Source organism: Enterobacter cloacae complex sp. ECNIH7, from assembly GCF_002208095.1.
Classification (GTDB): Bacteria; Pseudomonadota; Gammaproteobacteria; order Enterobacterales; family Enterobacteriaceae; genus Enterobacter; species Enterobacter cloacae_M.
In genome coordinates, this window is record NZ_CP017990.1 from 4,717,185 (window position 1) to 4,735,336 (window position 18,152).

33 protein-coding genes are annotated in these 18,152 nt (G+C 50.3%); 1 reads left to right on the top strand and 32 read right to left on the bottom strand.

The window, feature by feature from the left end:
* Positions 1-8: 8 nt before the first annotated feature.
* The 25 genes from rpsK to rpsJ form a co-directional block, all read right to left on the bottom strand.
* Complete coding sequence (gene rpsK, locus WM95_RS23525; protein ID WP_003863312.1) at positions 9-398, bottom strand: 30S ribosomal protein S11; 390 nt, start codon at positions 396-398, stop codon at positions 9-11.
* 16 nt (positions 399-414) lie between these two features.
* Positions 415-771, bottom strand: coding sequence for a 30S ribosomal protein S13 (gene rpsM / locus WM95_RS23530; protein ID WP_003863308.1), 357 nt, complete (start codon positions 769-771; stop codon positions 415-417).
* A gap of 146 nt (positions 772-917) precedes the next feature.
* A complete protein-coding gene (gene rpmJ, locus WM95_RS23535; RefSeq protein WP_000868187.1) occupies positions 918-1,034 on the bottom strand; it encodes a 50S ribosomal protein L36 in 117 nt (38 codons plus the stop codon).
* Positions 1,035-1,065: 31 nt separating this feature from the next.
* Positions 1,066-2,397: a preprotein translocase subunit SecY gene (gene secY, locus WM95_RS23540; protein WP_003863305.1), complete on the bottom strand. Its 1,332-nt coding sequence runs from the start codon at positions 2,395-2,397 to the stop codon at positions 1,066-1,068.
* A gap of 7 nt (positions 2,398-2,404) precedes the next feature.
* Entirely contained in the window at positions 2,405-2,839 is a 435-nt protein-coding gene (gene rplO / locus WM95_RS23545; protein WP_003863304.1) for a 50S ribosomal protein L15, read from the bottom strand.
* 3 nt (positions 2,840-2,842) lie between these two features.
* The gene (rpmD, locus tag WM95_RS23550; RefSeq protein WP_003863301.1) at positions 2,843-3,022 is read right to left on the bottom strand and encodes a 50S ribosomal protein L30; all 180 of its coding nucleotides are present in this window, start codon (positions 3,020-3,022) and stop codon (positions 2,843-2,845) included.
* Between the two features lie 6 nt (positions 3,023-3,028).
* Positions 3,029-3,529, bottom strand: a complete 501-nt coding sequence (gene rpsE, locus WM95_RS23555) for a 30S ribosomal protein S5 (protein WP_003863299.1) — start codon at positions 3,527-3,529, stop codon at positions 3,029-3,031.
* A 14-nt stretch (positions 3,530-3,543) separates the two neighbouring features.
* On the bottom strand, positions 3,544-3,897 hold the full coding sequence (gene rplR / locus WM95_RS23560; RefSeq protein WP_003863297.1) for a 50S ribosomal protein L18: 354 nt from the start codon (positions 3,895-3,897) through the stop codon (positions 3,544-3,546).
* Between the two features lie 9 nt (positions 3,898-3,906).
* Positions 3,907-4,440, bottom strand: a complete 534-nt coding sequence (rplF, locus tag WM95_RS23565) for a 50S ribosomal protein L6 (RefSeq protein ID WP_003863296.1) — start codon at positions 4,438-4,440, stop codon at positions 3,907-3,909.
* 12 nt (positions 4,441-4,452) lie between these two features.
* Entirely contained in the window at positions 4,453-4,845 is a 393-nt protein-coding gene (rpsH, locus tag WM95_RS23570) for a 30S ribosomal protein S8 (RefSeq protein WP_006178918.1), read from the bottom strand.
* Between the two features lie 30 nt (positions 4,846-4,875).
* On the bottom strand, positions 4,876-5,181 hold the full coding sequence (rpsN, locus tag WM95_RS23575; RefSeq protein WP_003863291.1) for a 30S ribosomal protein S14: 306 nt from the start codon (positions 5,179-5,181) through the stop codon (positions 4,876-4,878).
* 14 nt (positions 5,182-5,195) lie between these two features.
* Positions 5,196-5,735: a 50S ribosomal protein L5 gene (gene rplE, locus WM95_RS23580; RefSeq protein ID WP_001096206.1), complete on the bottom strand. Its 540-nt coding sequence runs from the start codon at positions 5,733-5,735 to the stop codon at positions 5,196-5,198.
* Positions 5,736-5,749: 14 nt separating this feature from the next.
* Positions 5,750-6,064 (bottom strand): 50S ribosomal protein L24, encoded by a 315-nt coding sequence (gene rplX / locus WM95_RS23585; RefSeq protein WP_003863287.1) that lies wholly within the window; start codon positions 6,062-6,064, stop codon positions 5,750-5,752.
* Positions 6,065-6,074: 10 nt separating this feature from the next.
* The gene (gene rplN, locus WM95_RS23590) at positions 6,075-6,446 is read right to left on the bottom strand and encodes a 50S ribosomal protein L14 (protein ID WP_002919748.1); all 372 of its coding nucleotides are present in this window, start codon (positions 6,444-6,446) and stop codon (positions 6,075-6,077) included.
* 166 nt (positions 6,447-6,612) lie between these two features.
* A complete protein-coding gene (rpsQ, locus tag WM95_RS23595; RefSeq protein ID WP_008503489.1) occupies positions 6,613-6,867 on the bottom strand; it encodes a 30S ribosomal protein S17 in 255 nt (84 codons plus the stop codon).
* The gene (gene rpmC / locus WM95_RS23600) at positions 6,867-7,058 is read right to left on the bottom strand and encodes a 50S ribosomal protein L29 (RefSeq protein ID WP_003863282.1); all 192 of its coding nucleotides are present in this window, start codon (positions 7,056-7,058) and stop codon (positions 6,867-6,869) included. The genes rpsQ and rpmC overlap by 1 nt, the downstream gene beginning before the upstream one ends.
* Positions 7,058-7,468, bottom strand: a complete 411-nt coding sequence (rplP, locus tag WM95_RS23605) for a 50S ribosomal protein L16 (protein WP_002919759.1) — start codon at positions 7,466-7,468, stop codon at positions 7,058-7,060. The genes rpmC and rplP overlap by 1 nt, the downstream gene beginning before the upstream one ends.
* A 12-nt stretch (positions 7,469-7,480) precedes the next feature.
* Positions 7,481-8,182: a 30S ribosomal protein S3 gene (gene rpsC / locus WM95_RS23610; protein ID WP_000529945.1), complete on the bottom strand. Its 702-nt coding sequence runs from the start codon at positions 8,180-8,182 to the stop codon at positions 7,481-7,483.
* Positions 8,183-8,199: 17 nt separating this feature from the next.
* Positions 8,200-8,532, bottom strand: a complete 333-nt coding sequence (gene rplV / locus WM95_RS23615; protein WP_002919773.1) for a 50S ribosomal protein L22 — start codon at positions 8,530-8,532, stop codon at positions 8,200-8,202.
* A 14-nt stretch (positions 8,533-8,546) separates the two neighbouring features.
* Positions 8,547-8,825 (bottom strand): 30S ribosomal protein S19, encoded by a 279-nt coding sequence (gene rpsS, locus WM95_RS23620; protein ID WP_001138117.1) that lies wholly within the window; start codon positions 8,823-8,825, stop codon positions 8,547-8,549.
* 16 nt (positions 8,826-8,841) lie between these two features.
* Positions 8,842-9,663, bottom strand: a complete 822-nt coding sequence (gene rplB, locus WM95_RS23625; protein WP_000301859.1) for a 50S ribosomal protein L2 — start codon at positions 9,661-9,663, stop codon at positions 8,842-8,844.
* Between the two features lie 17 nt (positions 9,664-9,680).
* Positions 9,681-9,983, bottom strand: coding sequence for a 50S ribosomal protein L23 (gene rplW / locus WM95_RS23630; protein WP_000617546.1), 303 nt, complete (start codon positions 9,981-9,983; stop codon positions 9,681-9,683).
* Positions 9,980-10,585, bottom strand: coding sequence for a 50S ribosomal protein L4 (gene rplD, locus WM95_RS23635; protein ID WP_000424395.1), 606 nt, complete (start codon positions 10,583-10,585; stop codon positions 9,980-9,982). Before rplD ends, rplW begins: the two co-directional genes overlap by 4 nt.
* Positions 10,586-10,595: 10 nt before the next feature.
* Positions 10,596-11,225 carry a 50S ribosomal protein L3 gene (rplC, locus tag WM95_RS23640; RefSeq protein ID WP_003863274.1) on the bottom strand — a complete coding sequence of 210 codons (630 nt, stop codon included), beginning with the start codon at positions 11,223-11,225 and terminating at the stop codon, positions 10,596-10,598.
* A 32-nt stretch (positions 11,226-11,257) separates the two neighbouring features.
* A complete protein-coding gene (gene rpsJ, locus WM95_RS23645) occupies positions 11,258-11,569 on the bottom strand; it encodes a 30S ribosomal protein S10 (protein ID WP_001181005.1) in 312 nt (103 codons plus the stop codon).
* Between the two features lie 380 nt (positions 11,570-11,949).
* On the opposite strand from rpsJ, the gene WM95_RS23650 reads away from it, so the two are divergent.
* Positions 11,950-12,423 (top strand): prepilin peptidase, encoded by a 474-nt coding sequence (locus tag WM95_RS23650; RefSeq protein WP_045357920.1) that lies wholly within the window; start codon positions 11,950-11,952, stop codon positions 12,421-12,423.
* Here the strand turns inward: WM95_RS23650 and bfr are convergent.
* The 7 genes from bfr to tusB form a co-directional block, all read right to left on the bottom strand.
* On the bottom strand, positions 12,407-12,883 hold the full coding sequence (gene bfr / locus WM95_RS23655) for a bacterioferritin (RefSeq protein WP_008503492.1): 477 nt from the start codon (positions 12,881-12,883) through the stop codon (positions 12,407-12,409). The genes WM95_RS23650 and bfr overlap by 17 nt on opposite strands.
* A gap of 72 nt (positions 12,884-12,955) precedes the next feature.
* Complete coding sequence (gene bfd / locus WM95_RS23660) at positions 12,956-13,150, bottom strand: bacterioferritin-associated ferredoxin (RefSeq protein WP_008503493.1); 195 nt, start codon at positions 13,148-13,150, stop codon at positions 12,956-12,958.
* A 179-nt stretch (positions 13,151-13,329) separates the two neighbouring features.
* Positions 13,330-14,514, bottom strand: a complete 1,185-nt coding sequence (gene tuf, locus WM95_RS23665) for an elongation factor Tu (protein ID WP_023309456.1) — start codon at positions 14,512-14,514, stop codon at positions 13,330-13,332.
* Positions 14,515-14,583: 69 nt separating this feature from the next.
* Entirely contained in the window at positions 14,584-16,698 is a 2,115-nt protein-coding gene (gene fusA, locus WM95_RS23670; RefSeq protein WP_008503004.1) for an elongation factor G, read from the bottom strand.
* A 96-nt stretch (positions 16,699-16,794) separates the two neighbouring features.
* Positions 16,795-17,265: a 30S ribosomal protein S7 gene (gene rpsG / locus WM95_RS23675; protein WP_004106370.1), complete on the bottom strand. Its 471-nt coding sequence runs from the start codon at positions 17,263-17,265 to the stop codon at positions 16,795-16,797.
* 96 nt (positions 17,266-17,361) lie between these two features.
* Positions 17,362-17,736, bottom strand: a complete 375-nt coding sequence (rpsL, locus tag WM95_RS23680) for a 30S ribosomal protein S12 (RefSeq protein ID WP_000246815.1) — start codon at positions 17,734-17,736, stop codon at positions 17,362-17,364.
* Positions 17,737-17,860: 124 nt separating this feature from the next.
* On the bottom strand, positions 17,861-18,148 hold the full coding sequence (gene tusB / locus WM95_RS23685; RefSeq protein WP_023309457.1) for a sulfurtransferase complex subunit TusB: 288 nt from the start codon (positions 18,146-18,148) through the stop codon (positions 17,861-17,863).
* Positions 18,149-18,152: the final 4 nt, after the last annotated feature.

The following is an 18,152-nucleotide window of genomic DNA, read 5'->3' on the forward strand; positions in this document are numbered from 1 at the left end:
ACGGAGCGTTATACGCGACGTTTTTTCGGCGGACGACAACCGTTATGAGGGATCGGAGTCACATCAGTAATATTCGTGATGCGGAAACCAGCGGCGTTCAGAGCGCGAACAGTAGATTCACGACCCGGACCCGGACCTTTAACCATAACTTCCAGATTCTTGATGCCGTATTCTTTTACGGCTTCTGCGCAACGCTCTGCTGCAACCTGAGCTGCGAACGGAGTGGATTTGCGAGAACCACGGAAACCGGAACCACCGGCTGTTGCCCAACCCAATGCGTTACCCTGACGATCAGTAATAGTAACGATGGTGTTGTTGAAAGAAGCATGGATATGAGCCACGCCGTCAGAGACTTGTTTTCTTACACGTTTACGTGCACGAACTGGTGCCTTTGCCATTATTCAATCACCCCGATTATTTCTTGATCGGTTTGCGCGGACCCTTACGGGTACGTGCGTTGGTCTTAGTACGCTGACCGCGCACTGGCAGACCACGACGATGACGCAAACCGCGATAGCAACCAAGATCCATCAGGCGCTTGATGCTCATGCTGATTTCACGGCGCAGATCACCTTCAACGACAAATTTGGCAACTTCGTCACGCAGCGTGTCGATTTGTTCTTCAGACAGCTCACTGATCTTAACATCTTCAGCGATACCCGCTGCAGCCAGAATGGCTTTAGAACGGGTCTTGCCGACGCCGTAGATCGAAGTTAATGCGATCACAGCATGTTTCTGATCAGGAATGTTAATGCCTGCTATACGGGCCACTATGCACTCCTACTATTTAATATGTACGCACCATGCTGAAAAGCCCGTTTTCAGGATACTCAAATGGAAACGTACAGACATACAAAAGATTGGCTGGCTAATCTAGCCAGCTCAACCCAACTTTGCAAGAAAAATATGCGAAATAATCAGCCTTGGCGCTGTTTATGCTTCGGCTCGGCACTGCAAATCACACGGATGACACCATCACGCTTAACGATTTTGCAGTTACGGCATAATTTCTTGACGGAAGCACGAACTTTCATTTTTACTCTCCGTAACTTCTCAGGCGACCATTTAGCGGCCGTAGCCTTTCAGGTTCGCCTTCTTCAATGCAGACTCGTACTGACTGGACATCATCAGAGTTTGCACTTGAGCCATAAAGTCCATAATCACGACAACAACGATAAGCAGTGAGGTCCCACCGAAGTAGAACGGTACTTTCATTGCATCACGCATGAACTCCGGGATCAGGCAGATAAAAGTAATATAAAGCGCACCAACCAAAGTCAGACGAGTCATTACTTTATCGATATACTTCGCCGTTTGCTCTCCCGGACGAATTCCTGGTACAAATGCACCGGACTTCTTCAGGTTATCTGCTGTTTCACGCGGGTTGAAGACCAACGCCGTGTAGAAGAAACAGAAGAAGATGATCGCAGACGCATAGAGTAACACATAAAGTGGTTGCCCAGGCTGCAAATACAGCGAAATTGTTGTCAGCCAGTTCCAACCAGTACCGCCCCCGAACCATGACGCGATGGTCGCCGGGAACAGAATAATACTGGAAGCGAAGATAGCCGGGATAACCCCCGCCATGTTCACTTTCAGCGGCAAATGTGTGCTCTGTGCAGCATAGACACGACGACCCTGCTGACGTTTAGCGTAGTTCACCACAATGCGGCGTTGACCACGTTCAACGAAGACAACAAAGAACGTCACTGCAAATACTAATACTGCAACCAACAGCAACAGGAGGAAGTGCAGGTCGCCTTGACGCGCTTGCTCGATAGTATGGGCGATGGCTGGCGGGAGGCCCGCAACAATACCGGCGAAGATAATGATAGAGATACCGTTACCGATACCACGCTCAGTAATCTGTTCGCCGAGCCACATCAGGAACATAGTCCCTGTGACCAGACTTACAACAGCGGTGAAGTAGAATGCAAAGCCCGGGTTTAACACCAGGCCCTGCATACCAGGCATATTCGGCAAACCGGTAGCAATACCGATCGACTGGAATATTGCCAGCACCAGAGTACCGTAACGGGTGTACTGACTAATCTTACGACGTCCAGACTCCCCTTCTTTCTTCAACTCTGCCAGGGCCGGATGAACGACCGTCAGCAGCTGGATAATAATTGATGCCGAAATGTACGGCATAATACCCAATGCGAAGATAGAAGCACGGCTGAGAGCACCACCAGAGAACATGTTGAACATTTCAATGATGGTGCCTCGCTGTTGCTCAAGCAGTTTGGCAAGTACAGCGGCATCGATACCAGGGATCGGAATAAAAGAGCCAATACGGAACACAATCAGCGCGCCGATAACAAACAGCAGTCTGCGTTTCAGCTCGCCAAATCCACCTTTGGCACTTTGAAAATCTAATCCCGGTTGCTTAGCCATCTGCTACTTATTCCTCAATTTTACCGCCAGCAGCTTCGATAGCAGCACGAGCACCTTTAGTAACACGCAGGCCACGAACAGTTACCGGAGTAGAAACTTCACCAGCCAGGATCACTTTCGCGAACTCGATCTGGATACCGATAATGTTTGCTGCTTTCAGCGTGTTCAGGTCTACAACGCCGCCTTCAACTTTCGCCAGGTCAGACAGACGGATTTCCGCTGTGATCGCTGCTTTGCGAGAAGTGAAGCCGAACTTCGGCAGACGACGGTACAGTGGCATCTGGCCACCCTCGAAACCGCGACGCACGCCACCGCCAGAACGAGAGTTCTGACCTTTGTGACCACGACCACCGGTTTTGCCGAGGCCAGAACCGATACCACGACCCAGGCGTTTACCCGCCTTTTTAGAGCCTTCGGCCGGAGACAGAGTATTTAAACGCATCTCTTACTCCTCAACTTTAACCATGAAGTAAACCGCGTTGACCATACCACGAACAGCAGGAGTATCCTCGCGCTCAACGGTATGACCAATACGACGCAGACCCAGGCCAAGCAGCGTTGCCTTGTGTTTCGGCAGACGACCGATTGCACTGCGGGTTTGAGTGATTTTAATAGTCTTTGCCATGGTCAATTACCCCAGAATTTCTTCAACGGATTTACCACGCTTGGCAGCGACCATTTCTGGAGAATTCATATTTTCCAGGCCATCAATAGTTGCACGAACCACGTTGATCGGGTTAGTGGAACCATATGCTTTGGCCAGAACGTTATGAACCCCAGCAACTTCCAGAACGGCGCGCATTGCACCACCGGCGATGATACCGGTACCTTCTGAAGCTGGCTGCATGAATACACGAGAACCCGTGTGAACACCTTTAACTGGGTGCTGCAGGGTGCCGTTGTTCAGCGCGACGTTAATCATATTGCGACGGGCTTTTTCCATCGCTTTCTGGATCGCTGCTGGAACTTCACGCGCTTTACCGTAACCAAAACCAACGCGACCGTTACCATCGCCTACTACAGTCAGAGCTGTGAAGGAGAAAATACGACCACCTTTAACGGTTTTAGATACGCGGTTTACCGCGATCAGCTTTTCCTGCAGTTCGCCAGCCTGTTTTTCGATGTGAGCCATCTTACACCTCTACCTTAGAACTGAAGGCCAGCTTCACGGGCAGCATCTGCCAGTGCCTGGACACGACCATGATATTGGAACCCGGAACGGTCAAAGGAAACATTGCTGATGCCTTTTTCCAGAGCGCGTTCAGCAACAGCTTTACCTACAGCTGCAGCGGCGTCTTTGTTACCGGTGTACTTCAATTGTTCTGAGATAGCTTTTTCTACAGTAGAAGCAGCTACCAGAACTTCAGAACCGTTCGGTGCAATTACCTGTGCGTAAATATGACGCGGGGTACGATGTACCACCAGGCGAGTTGCACCCAGCTCTTTGAGCTTGCGGCGTGCGCGGGTCGCACGACGGATACGAGCAGATTTCTTATCCATAGTGTTACCTTACTTCTTCTTAGCCTCTTTGGTACGCACGACTTCGTCGGCGTAACGAACACCCTTGCCTTTGTAAGGCTCAGGACGACGGTAGGCGCGCAGATCTGCTGCAACCTGACCGATCAGCTGTTTATCAGCGCCTTTCAGCACGATTTCAGTTTGAGTCGGACATTCTGCAGTGATACCGGCCGGCAGCGGATGCTCAACAGGGTGTGAGAAGCCCAGAGACAGGCCTACTGCATTCCCTTTGATAGCTGCACGATAACCTACACCAACCAGCTGAAGCTTTTTAGTGAAGCCTTCGGTAACACCAACAACCATTGAGTTCAGCAGGGCACGCGCGGTACCAGCCTGAGCCCATCCATCCACGAAACCATCACGTGGACCGAAGGTCAGAGCGTTATCTGCATGTTTAACTTCAACAGCTTTGTTGAGGGTACGAGTCAGCTCGCCGTTTTTACCTTTGATCGTAATAACCTGACCGTCGATTTTTACATCAACGCCGGCAGGAATAACGACCGGTGCTTTAGCAACACGAGACATTCTTTCCTCCGATTAGGCTACGTAGCAGATAATTTCGCCACCAAGACCAGCCTGGCGCGCTGCACGATCAGTCATAACACCTTTAGAGGTAGAAACAACTGCGATACCAAGACCAGCCATAACTTTTGGCAGCTCATCTTTTTTCTTATAGATGCGCAGACCTGGGCGGCTGACACGCTGAATGCTTTCTACAACAGCTTTACCCTGGAAATACTTAAGAGTAAGTTCCAGTTCCGGCTTGGTGTCGCCTTCAACTTTAAAATCTTCGATAAAACCTTCTTCCTTCAGCACGTTGGCAATTGCCACTTTCAGCTTGGCGGAAGGCATGGTGACCGCAACTTTGTTCGCGGCCTGACCGTTACGGATACGGGTCAGCATATCCGCGATCGGATCTTGCATGCTCATCTGTCTTTACTCCCGTGATTCAATTGGTAATTACCAGCTAGCCTTTTTCAAGCCTGGCACTTCACCGCGCATGGCGGCTTCACGCAGTTTGATACGGCTCAACCCAAACTTGCCCACATAACCATGTGGACGACCTGTTTGACGACAGCGGTTACGCTGACGAGACGGGCTGGAATCACGCGGCAGAGACTGCAGCTTGAGAACCGCATTCCAACGATCTTCGTCGGAAGCGTTCACATCAGAAATGATCGCTTTCAGTTCAGCGCGTTTAGCGAAGAATTTATCAGCTAAAGCTACGCGCTTTACTTCGCGTGCTTTCATTGATTGCTTAGCCATTCAGTAACCCTACCTTACTTGCGGAACGGGAAGTCAAAGGCAGCCAGCAGAGCACGGCCTTCTTCGTCAGATTTCGCAGTAGTGGTAATGGTAATATCCAAACCACGCACGCGGTCGACTTTATCGTAGTCGATTTCTGGGAAGATGATCTGCTCACGGACACCCATGCTGTAGTTACCACGACCGTCGAAAGACTTAGCGGACAAGCCACGGAAGTCACGGATACGTGGAACAGCAATAGTGATCAGGCGCTCAAAGAACTCCCACATGCGTTCGCCACGCAGAGTTACTTTACAGCCGATCGGATAGCCCTGACGGATTTTGAAGCCTGCAACAGATTTGCGTGCTTTGGTGATCAGCGGTTTTTGACCGGAGATTGCTGTCAGGTCAGCTGCTGCGTTATCCAGCAGTTTCTTGTCAGCGATCGCTTCACCAACACCCATGTTCAGGGTGATCTTCTCGACCCGAGGGACTTGCATGACAGAATTGTAGTTAAACTCAGTCATGAGTTTGTTAACTACTTCGTCTTTGTAGTAATCATGCAGTTTCGCCATCGTACTACTCCAAATTACTTGATAGTTTCGCTGTTAGACTTGAAGAAACGTACTTTTTTGCCGTCTTCGAATCTAAAGCCTACACGGTCAGCCTTGCCGGTAGCCGCATTGAAGATTGCAACGTTAGAAACCTGAATAGCAGCTTCTTTTTCAACGATGCCACCTGGTTGGTTCAGGGCCGGAACCGGCTTCTGATGTTTCTTAACCAGGTTGATACCTTCAACGACAAGTTTGCCGGAAGACAGAACATTTTTTACTTTACCGCGTTTACCTTTATCTTTACCGGTTAACACGATAACTTCGTCATCACGACGGATTTTCGCTGCCATGATTCGCTCCTTAGAGTACTTCTGGTGCCAGAGAGATAATTTTCATGAACTTCTCAGTACGAAGTTCACGAGTTACCGGCCCAAAGATACGCGTGCCGATAGGCTGCTCGCTGTTATTGTTTAAAATAACGCATGCATTACCATCGAAGCGAATGACAGAACCGTCAGGGCGACGAACACCCTTCTTGGTGCGCACCACTACCGCCTTCAGCACATCACCTTTTTTGACCTTACCACGTGGAATTGCTTCCTTGATGGTGATCTTGATGATGTCGCCTACGCCTGCGTAGCGACGGTGCGAGCCACCCAGAACCTTGATACACATTACGCGACGTGCACCGGAGTTGTCGGCGACGTTCAGCATAGTCTGTTCTTGGATCATTTTAGTGCTCCGCTAATGTCAACTACTACCTGAGACTCTAAAATCAGAGCCGTTAAAAAGCCCCATATCGAGGGCGCGGCATTATAACACCGCTTCTGCAATATGGGTAGAAAAAATAAACGGCTCATCGCTGAGCCGTTTATTCGTATTGAGAAGGCGTACTGTATTACAGAACCGCTTTCTCTACAACGCGAACCAGCGTCCAGGACTTAGTCTTGGACAGTGGACGGCATTCACGGATTTCAACCTTGTCGCCGATACCACATTCGTTGTTCTCGTCATGTACGTGCAGTTTGGTCGTACGCTTGATGAATTTACCGTAGATCGGGTGTTTCACAATACGTTCGATAGCTACAACAATGGATTTCTCCATTTTGTCGCTAACAACACGACCTTGCAGAGTACGGATTTTATCGGTCATTACGCACCCGCCTTCTGAGTCAGTAAAGTCTTAACGCGTGCAACATTGCGACGCACTTGCTTCAGCAGGTGAGTCTGTTGCAGCTGGCCACTTGCAGCCTGCATACGCAGGTTGAACTGCTCACGCAGCAGGTTCAGCAGCTCAGCGTTCAGCTCTTCAACGCTTTTTTCACGCAGCTCTTTTGCTTTCATTACATCACCGTCTTAGTTACAAAGGTGGTTTTGATAGGCAGTTTCGCTGCTGCCAGGCCGAAGGCTTCACGGGCCAGCTCTTCCGGAACACCGTCCATTTCATAAAGGACTTTGCCCGGTTGGATCAAGGCAACCCAGTACTCCACGTTACCTTTACCTTTACCCATACGAACTTCCAGTGGCTTCTCGGTGATCGGTTTGTCCGGGAATACACGGATCCAGATCTTACCTTGACGCTTAACTGCACGGGTCATTGCACGACGTGCTGCTTCGATCTGACGTGCAGTCAGACGACCACGGCCAACAGCTTTCAGACCGAAAGTGCCGAAGCTAACATCCGTACCCTGCGCCAGACCACGGTTGCGGCCTTTGTGCACTTTACGGAATTTTGTACGCTTTGGTTGTAACATCAGCGACGCTCCTTATTTACGGCCTTTACGCTGCTGCTTTTTAGGTTGAGCAGCCGGTTTTTCCGGTTGTTCAACAGCAGCCATACCACCCAGGATCTCACCTTTGAAGATCCATACCTTAACGCCGATTACACCGTAAGTGGTGTGCGCTTCAGAGGTGTTGTAGTCGATGTCAGCACGCAGAGTGTGCAGCGGTACGCGACCTTCGCGGTACCATTCGGTACGTGCGATTTCCGCGCCGCCCAGACGGCCGCTAACTTCAACTTTGATACCTTTAGCGCCCAGACGCATTGCGTTCTGTACAGCACGCTTCATAGCACGACGGAACATAACACGACGTTCCAGCTGTGAAGTGATGCTGTCAGCAACCAATTTAGCGTCCAGTTCAGGCTTACGAACTTCAGCGATATTGATCTGTGCAGGAACGCCAGCGATATCCGCTACGACCTTGCGCAGTTTTTCTACGTCTTCGCCTTTCTTACCGATAACGATGCCAGGACGAGCAGTGTGAATAGTCACACGGATGCTCTTCGCTGGACGCTCGATAACGATACGAGATACAGACGCTTTAGCCAGTTCCTTAGTCAGGTACTGACGTACTTTAAAATCGCTGTCCAGGTTGTCAGCGAATTCTTTGGTGTTCGCAAACCAGGTAGAGTTCCATGGTTTTACAATACCCAGGCGAATACCATTAGGATGTACTTTCTGACCCATTGCTAGTCTCCAGAGTCTCAGCGATCGGACACAACCACAGTAATGTGGCTGGTGCGCTTCAGGATGCGATCTGCACGACCTTTCGCACGCGGCATAATGCGCTTCATGCTTGGGCCTTCATCTACGAAAATTTTCGCGACTTTCAGATCGTCGATGTCAGCGCCATCGTTGTGTTCAGCGTTAGCAATGGCAGATTCCAGTACTTTCTTGACCAATACCGCAGCTTTCTTGTTGGTATAGGTCAGGATGTCCAGGGCCTGCGACACTTTCTTACCGCGAATCAGGTCAGCAACAAGGCGAACCTTCTGAGCAGAAGAACGAGCATGGCGATGTTGAGCTAAAGTTTCCATCTCTTCCTCCTACCTTATTTCTTCTTCGCTTTTTTATCAGCAGCGTGGCCGCGATAAGTACGAGTCGGTGCGAATTCACCCAGTTTGTGACCAACCATTTCGTCGGTAACAAAGACTGGAACGTGCTGACGACCATTATGGACAGCGATGGTCAAACCGATCATGTTAGGAAAGATCGTTGAACGACGGGACCAAGTGCGCAGGGGCTTCTTGTCTCCGCTTTCCACCGCTTTCTCTACCTTCTTCAGCAAGTGCAGGTCAATAAAAGGACCTTTCTTGAGAGAACGTGGCATGGCTTATCCTCTAAAATTATTTGCTACGGCGACGTACGATAAATTTATCAGTACGCTTGTTGCTGCGGGTCTTCTTACCTTTGGTCTGAACGCCCCACGGAGTTACCGGGTGCTTACCAAAGTTACGACCTTCACCACCACCATGTGGGTGGTCGACTGGGTTCATCGCAGTACCGCGAACGGTAGGACGAACACCACGCCAGCGTGCAGCACCTGCTTTACCCAGAACGCGCAGCATATGCTCAGCATTGCCAACTTCGCCCAGAGTAGCGCGGCAGTCTGCTTCGACTTTACGCATTTCACCAGAACGCAGACGCAGGGTGACATAAGCACCATCACGAGCAACGATCTGAACGTAAGTACCAGCGGAACGTGCCAGCTGACCGCCTTTACCTGGTTTCATTTCTACGTTATGAACGGTAGAACCAACCGGGATATTGCGCATCGGCAGGGTGTTGCCTGCTTTGATTGCAGCATCAACGCCAGACTGAATCTGGTCGCCAGCTTTCAGGCCTTTAGGGGCCAGGATGTAACGGCGTTCGCCGTCTTTGTACAGAACCAGCGCGATGTTCGCGGAACGGTTCGGATCGTACTCAAGACGTTCAACAACTGCTGGGATACCGTCTTTGTTGCGTTTGAAGTCAACAATACGATAAGCCTGCTTGTGGCCACCACCGATGTGACGAGTGGTGATACGGCCATTGTTGTTACGACCACCGGATTTGCTGTTTTTTTCCAGCAACGGAGCAAAAGGTTTGCCCTTGTGCAGCTCAGGGTTAACCACTTTAACTACGTGGCGACGACCCGGAGATGTCGGTTTACATTTAACAACTGCCATTGTATTACTCCTCCGACTTACTCAGCGCCGCCAACGAAGTCCAGATTCTGGCCTTCTTTCAGGGTGACGTAAGCTTTTTTCCAGTCGCTACGACGACCGATACGCTGTCCGTGACGTTTAACTTTCCCTTTAACTACCAGGGTGTTAACGACTTCGACTTCGACTTCAAACAGTTTCTGCACAGCAGCTTTGATCTCTGCTTTGGTCGCGTCTTTAGCAACTTTGAGAACGATGGTGTTTGTTTTTTCCATCGCAGTAGACGCTTTTTCAGAAACGTGCGGTGCGCGAAGCACCTTCAGCAGACGTTCTTCACGAATCATGCCAGCATCTCCTCAACTTGCTTAACAGCATCAGCAGTCATTACGACTTTGTCGAAGGCGATCAGGCTAACCGGGTCGATACCAGTCGCATCGCGTACGTCAACCTTGTGCAGGTTACGTGCGGCCAGGAACAGGTTCTCGTCCAGCTCACCGGTGATGATCAGCACATCTTCCAGAGCCATGTCTTTCAGTTTCTGTGCCAGCAGCTTAGTTTTAGGCGCTTCAACAGAGAACTTCTCGACAACGATCAGACGATCCTGACGTACCAGTTCGGACAGGATGCTTTTCAGCGCGCCGCGGTACATCTTTTTGTTAACTTTTTGACTGTGGTCCTGTGGACGCGCAGCGAAGGTCACGCCACCTGAACGCCAGATCGGGCTCTTGATAGAACCTGAACGCGCACGGCCGGTACCTTTCTGGCGCCATGGCTTTTTGCCAGAACCAGTTACTTCAGCACGAGTCTTCTGAGCACGAGTACCCTGACGAGCACCAGCTGCATAAGCAACAACAACCTGGTGAACCAGCGCTTCGTTGAAATCACGACCGAAGGTAGTTTCGGAAACAGTCAGCGCGCTCTGCGCGTCTTTCAATACTAATTCCATTGCTATCCCCTTACGCCTTCACAGCTGGTTTAACGATCAGGTCGCTACCGGTTGCACCCGGGACCGCACCTTTAACCAGCAGCAGGTTGCGCTCAGCGTCAACACGTACTACGTCCAGGCTCTGAACGGTTACACGTTCGTTACCCAGCTGACCTGCCATTTTCTTGCCTTTGAACACTTTGCCCGGAGTCTGGTTCTGACCGATAGAACCCGGAACGCGGTGAGACAAGGAGTTACCGTGGGTAGCGTCCTGGGTACGGAAGTTCCAGCGCTTAACGGTACCAGCAAAACCTTTACCTTTAGAGGTACCGGTTACGTCAACTTTTTTAACGTCAGCAAACAGCTCAACGCTAATGTCCTGACCTACGGTGAACTCTTCGCCTTCAGCAAGACGGAATTCCCACAGACCACGGCCAGCTTCTACGCCAGCTTTAGCGAAGTGACCCGCTTCTGGTTTGGTTACACGGTTAGCTTTTTTAGCACCAGTGGTAACCTGAATAGCGCGGTAGCCATCGTTAGCCAGATCTTTAACCTGAGTAACGCGGTTTGCTTCAACTTCGATTACGGTTACTGGGATAGAAACGCCATCTTCAGTGAAGATGCGGGTCATACCCACTTTTTTACCGACTAAACCAATCATTGTTTCAACCTCTCAATCGCTCGATGACCTGATTAACCCAGGCTGATCTGCACGTCTACACCGGCAGCCAGATCCAGACGCATCAGAGCATCAACGGTTTTCTCAGTTGGCTCAACGATGTCAACCAGACGCTTGTGAGTGCGGATTTCGTACTGATCGCGCGCGTCTTTGTTGACGTGCGGAGAGATCAGAACGGTGAAGCGCTCTTTGCGGGTCGGCAGCGGGATCGGACCACGGACTTGCGCACCAGTGCGCTTAGCAGTCTCGACGATTTCCGCGGTTGATTGATCGATCAGACGATGATCAAACGCTTTAAGGCGGATACGGATTCTTTGGTTCTGCATGAGACCAGAGCTCCAATTATTTTATAAACGAAAATGATTACTCCTCAAACCCATTACGATTGATGGGAGAGTGTAACCGTTCTTACGTAGCTCCCCAATTGGGAGCATTGTTGAGTAACAAAATGAGCTACTCTGGTTCTGATTGAACCCGCCGTCAATTACGACAAGCCCGCGCATTATACGTAAATCTGGACAAGACGCAAGTGCCGTTTAGAAATTAAGCGCCAGAGGCGCAGTATGCGTAAGGGCGCGCAACTTTTTACGCAATGTATCCCTTCTCAAGGCTTTGTCTCGAGCCCCTACGCAAGTGTCGTTTTTATAGATTGCCGACCAGGCCGATTATAGCGAGGATGCGCTCAAACCCCTTTGAGGCCTTTACCATGTTAACCACCCTCCCCTTTTTGCTGATCTATTTTTCGCTGACTGCCTTTCTTGTACATGCGGATATTCGCTACGGACTGCTTCCCGATAAATTTCTCTGCCCGCTGCTATGGGCGGGCCTGCTCTTCCAGCTCTGTGTCCAACCTGATTTTCTGCCAAGTGCAGTGGTGGGTGCGATGGCTGGATATGTCGGCTTTGCCGTTATTTACTGGGGATATCGGTTTATCTGCCGGCGTGAAGGGATGGGATACGGCGATGTAAAATACCTGGCGGCGCTTGGTGCGTGGCATGGCTGGTGCATACTGCCTACGCTGGCGTTACTCGCTGCGCTTATGGCTCTACTTAGCATTCTTGTGTTTTCGTTACTCACCGGCGATAAGGGAGCATTAAAAAACCCACTGCCTTTTGGGCCATTTCTGGCAGCAGCGGGTTTATGCGTAGGCTGGAAGACGGTGGTTACTCTTCCACTTTAATCTGCGACTGAAGGTAGTTCTGCAGACCGATTTTAGCAATCAGATCCAGCTCCGTTTCCAGCCAGTCAATATGGCCTTCTTCATCGGCCAGGATCTGGATCATCATATCGCGACTGACGTAGTCATGTACGCTGTCAGCATAGGCAATGGCTTCACGGAGATCTTTGGCGCCTTCAAGCTCCAGCCTGAGGTCGGAACGCAGCATCTCTTCGACATCTTCTCCGATGCCCAGCTTTCCGAGATCCTGCAGGTTTGGAATACCTTCAAGGAATAAAATACGCTCGATATATTTATCAGCGTGCTTCATTTCATCGATCGATTCATGGTACTCAACGTCGTTCAGACGTTTAAGCCCCCAGTTTTTGAACATTCTCGCGTGAAGAAAGTACTGGTTAATTGCGACAAGCTCATTTCCCAATAATTTATTGAGATAACTTATGATTTTAACATCACCTTTCATTATATAGTCCCTCCGCTTCCACTCATTGAAGCGTAGATCGGGCTACAGGGATGTCAAAAAAAAGATGGGCGCTTACGCGATCTCTTTGTATTCCGGGATCTGCATCAATTCGTCCTGCATGATCTCTCGCGCAGCACGTACACATTTACCGCATTGATTTCCCACCGGAACAAATTTGCGTAGCTGCTGAAATGACTGAGGCTGAAACTGACGAACGGCCTGACGTATTTTCTTGTCGCTTACACCATTACATAAACAAACGTACATAGAGACTCCCGTTCAAATTATGCGCAAAGTGTAAGTGAGAATGGTTATGATTACAATAGCACAAACGCCACAATACGGGGCGGGAGCAGGCAAAAAATGCGAAATTTTGTGACAGTGCCTGGGCGGCAGAAAACAAAAAAGGACGCCGAAGCGTCCTTTTTTTATTCAGGGATAATTAATTAGCCCAGAACTTTAGCAACAACGCCCGCGCCAACGGTACGGCCGCCTTCACGGATTGCGAAACGCAGACCGTCGTCCATCGCGATTGGGTGGATCAGAGTCACAACCATCTTGATGTTGTCGCCTGGCATTACCATCTCTACGCCTTCTGGCAGTTCGATGGTACCGGTCACGTCAGTAGTACGGAAGTAGAACTGTGGACGGTAGCCTTTGAAGAACGGAGTATGACGGCCGCCTTCGTCTTTGGACAGAATGTACACTTCAGATTCGAACTTGGTGTGTGGCTTGATTGAGCCTGGCTTCGCCAGAACCTGACCACGTTCGATTTCTTCACGTTTGATACCACGCAGCAGAACACCAACGTTCTCACCAGCACGGCCTTCGTCCAGCAGTTTGCGGAACATTTCAACGCCAGTACAGGTAGACTTCGCAGTCTCTTTGATACCAACGATTTCAACTTCTTCACCAACTTTGATGATACCGCGCTCTACACGACCGGTAACAACGGTACCACGACCGGAGATGGAGAATACGTCTTCGATTGGCAGCAGGAATGGCTTGTCAATCGCACGCTCTGGTTCTGGGATGTAAGAATCCAGGAAGCCAGCCAGTTCGATGATTTTCGCTTCCCACTCTGCGTCGCCTTCCAGCGCTTTCAGAGCAGAACCACGAACGATTGGAGTATCGTCGCCCGGGAAATCGTACTGAGACAGCAGTTCACGAACTTCCATCTCTACCAGTTCCAGCAGCTCTTCGTCATCAACCATGTCGCATTTGTTCAGGAACACGATGATGAAAGGAACGCCTACCTGACGACCCAGCAGGATGTGCTCACGAGTCTGAGGCATTGGGCCGTCAGTCGCAGCAACAACCAGGATCGCGCCGTCCATCTGCGCAGCACCGGTGATCATGTTTTTAACATAGTCGGCGTGGCCTGGGCAGTCTACGTGTGCGTAGTGGCGAGTCGGGGTGTCATATTCAACGTGGGAAGTGTTGATGGTGATACCACGCGCTTTTTCTTCTGGTGCGTTATCGATCTGGTCGAATGCACGAGCAGAACCACCGTAGGTTTTAGCCAGAACGGTAGTGATTGCAGCAGTCAGGGTAGTTTTACCATGGTCAACGTGGCCGATAGTACCAACGTTGACGTGCGGTTTTGTACGTTCAAATTTTTCTTTAGACACGGCTATATTCCTTACTATAGTGCTCTCCCCTGTGGAGAGAGCACGGGACTTAGGTTTTAATCCTGTGGATTACTTACCACGGGCTTCAATAACGGCCTGAGCAACGTTGTTAGGCGCATCATCATACTTCAGGAATTCCATGGTGTATGATGCACGACCTTTGGTCAGAGAACGCAGCTGAGTTGCATATCCGAACATTTCAGACAGCGGAACTTCAGCGTGGATCTTAACGCCAGTTACTTCGGATTCCTGACCACGCAGCATACCGCGACGACGGCTCAAGTCACCGATAACGTCACCGGTGTTCTCTTCAGGAGTTTCTACTTCAACCTTCATGATTGGCTCAAGCAGAACTGGTTTTGCTTTCTTAAAGCCTTCTTTAAAGGCAATAGACGCAGCCAGTTTAAACGCCAGTTCAGAGGAGTCAACGTCGTGGTAAGAACCGAAGTGCAGACGAACACCCATATCAACAACCGGATAGCCAGCCAGAGGGCCCGCTTTCAGCTGTTCCTGGATGCCTTTATCAACGGCTGGGATGTATTCGCCAGGAATTACACCACCTTTGATGTCGTTGATGAACTCGTAACCTTTCGGGTTAGAGCCCGGCTCCAGTGGGTACATGTCGATCACAACGTGACCGTACTGACCGCGACCACCAGACTGCTTAGCGTGCTTACCTTCAATGTCGGTAACTTTCGCGCGAATCGCTTCGCGGTAAGCAACCTGAGGTTTACCCACGTTCGCTTCAACGTTGAATTCACGCTTCATACGGTCAACGATGATGTCCAGGTGCAGTTCACCCATACCAGCGATGATGGTCTGGTTAGATTCTTCATCAGTCCATACGCGGAATGATGGGTCTTCTTTCGCCAGACGGCCCAGAGCCAGACCCATTTTTTCCTGGTCAGCTTTGGTTTTTGGTTCAACTGCGATGGAGATTACCGGCTCAGGGAATTCCATACGCTCCAGAATGATCGGGTGATCCGGGTCACACAGGGTGTCACCAGTGGTCACGTCTTTCAGACCGATAGCTGCAGCGATGTCGCCCGCACGAACTTCTTTGATCTCTTCACGTTTGTTAGCGTGCATCTGTACGATACGGCCAAAACGTTCACGCGCCGCTTTCACGGAGTTCAGGATGGTGTCACCGGAGTTAACCACACCAGAGTAAACGCGGAAGAAGGTCAGGTTACCCACGAATGGGTCGGTAGCAATTTTGAACGCCAGTGCAGAGAATGGCTCTTCGTCGCTTGCGTGACGCTCAGCCGGAGTATCTTTACCGTCGTCCAGGATACCGTTGATCGCAGGAACGTCAACCGGGGATGGCAGGTAGTCAACTACCGCATCCAGCATCGCCTGAACACCTTTGTTCTTGAACGCAGAACCACAGGTTACCAGGATGATTTCGTTGTTCAGAACGCGCTGACGCAGAGCTTTTTTGATCTCTTCTTCAGTCAGTTCTTCACCACCCAGGTATTTCTCCATCAGCTCTTCAGAAGCTTCAGCAGCGGATTCGATCAGGTTCTGGTGCCATTCGTCAGCCAGGTCCTGCATTGCAGCTGGGATATCTTCGTATTCGAAGGTAACGCCCTGGTCTGCATCGTTCCAGTTGATGGCTTTCATTTTCACCAGGTCGATAACGCCGGTGAAGCCTTCTTCAGCACCAATTGCCAGCTGCAGCGGAACAGGGTTCGCGCCCAGACGGGTTTTGATCTGGCCAACAACTTTCAGGAAGTTAGCACCCATACGGTCCATTTTGTTAACGAACGCGATGCGTGGAACTTTATATTTGTTCGCCTGACGCCATACGGTTTCAGACTGTGGCTGAACACCACCAACTGCGCAATAAACCATTACCGCGCCGTCAAGAACACGCATGGAACGTTCTACTTCGATGGTGAAGTCAACGTGCCCTGGGGTGTCGATGATGTTTACGCGATGCGGTTCGTACTGCTTAGCCATACCTGACCAGAATGCAGTAGTCGCTGCGGAGGTGATAGTGATACCACGCTCCTGCTCCTGTTCCATCCAGTCCATGGTGGCTGCGCCGTCATGAACTTCACCGATTTTGTGGTTTACACCGGTGTAGAACAGAATACGTTCGGTAGTAGTGGTTTTACCGGCGTCGATGTGCGCACTGATACCGATGTTACGGTAGCGTGCGATGGGTGTTGTACGAGCCATTTGATTCCTCGTTTATATCTTTAGGCGTTCAGTTAAGTTACCCAGAGCGGGCGGCTTCTCTGAAGCGCCCGCCTGGTGACTAATACTCCGAAGGGATTACCAACGGTAGTGTGCGAACGCCTTGTTGGCTTCTGCCATACGGTGAACGTCTTCACGTTTCTTAACTGCAGTACCTTTGTTGTCTGCAGCATCAGAAAGTTCGTTCGCCAGACGCAGAGCCATGGATTTATCACCGCGTTTACGAGCAGCTTCAACGATCCAACGCATTGCCAGAGCATTACGACGAACCGGACGAACTTCAACTGGAACCTGATAAGTAGAACCACCAACGCGGCGGGACTTAACTTCTACGGTTGGGCGAACGTTGTCGAGAGCGACTTCGAAAGCTTCCAGTTCATTTTTACCAGAACGCTGAGCCAGGGTCTCAAGCGCGCTGTATACGATTGCTTCTGCAGTAGATTTTTTACCATCTACCATCAGGATATTTACAAATTTTGCCAGCAGTTCTGATCCGAATTTCGGATCTGGAAGAATTTTACGCTGACCAATGACGCGACGACGTGGCATGGGAATACTCCGTTGTTAATTCAGGATTGTCCAAAACTCAAAGAGTTTAGTTTGACATTAAGATAAATCAGTTTGGCCTTACTTAACGGAGAACCATTAAGCCTTAGGACGCTTCACGCCGTACTTGGAGCGAGCCTGCTTACGGTCTTTAACACCTGAGCAGTCGAGCGCACCACGAACGGTGTGGTAACGAACACCCGGAAGGTCTTTAACACGACCGCCACGGATCAGGATCACGGAGTGTTCCTGCAGGTTGTGACCTTCACCACCGATGTAGGAAGTCACTTCGAAACCGTTAGTCAAACGCACACGGCATACTTTACGCAGTGCGGAGTTTGGTTTTTTAGGAGTGGTGGTATATACACGAGTACATACACCACGTTTCTGCGGGCAGGCTTCCAGCGCAGGCACGTTGCTCTTTGCAACTTTGCGTGCGCGTGGTTTGCGTACCAGCTGGTTAACTGTTGCCATTAAATAGCTCCTGGTTTTAGCTTTTGCTTCGTAAACACGTAATAAAACGACCTCATACAATATGAGGACGCGAAATTTTAGGGCTACGTCGAAAAGGTGTCAAGAAATATACAGCGATCTCAAATCACCAGTTCATTTGACTGGCGTGCGTCACAGTAAGATTGACGAAATCAGTATAGCCAACCACGTCAATTTTGGTTGAAATTTGACCAGAAAGACCCCGCGCATCCAGATCGTCCTTCAGCGCAGAGACTGTTATGGGGGCATTCGTGAGAATTTCAACGAAACGACTGCCTTCCAGTGCGGCAAGCACGCCATCCTGAATCAGCAGCAGATCATCACCTTCGCGCAGCATACTCAGTAATGCGTCGATATCACATTGCCACGGTGAATGGCTCAGAGTATGGAGCATGTCA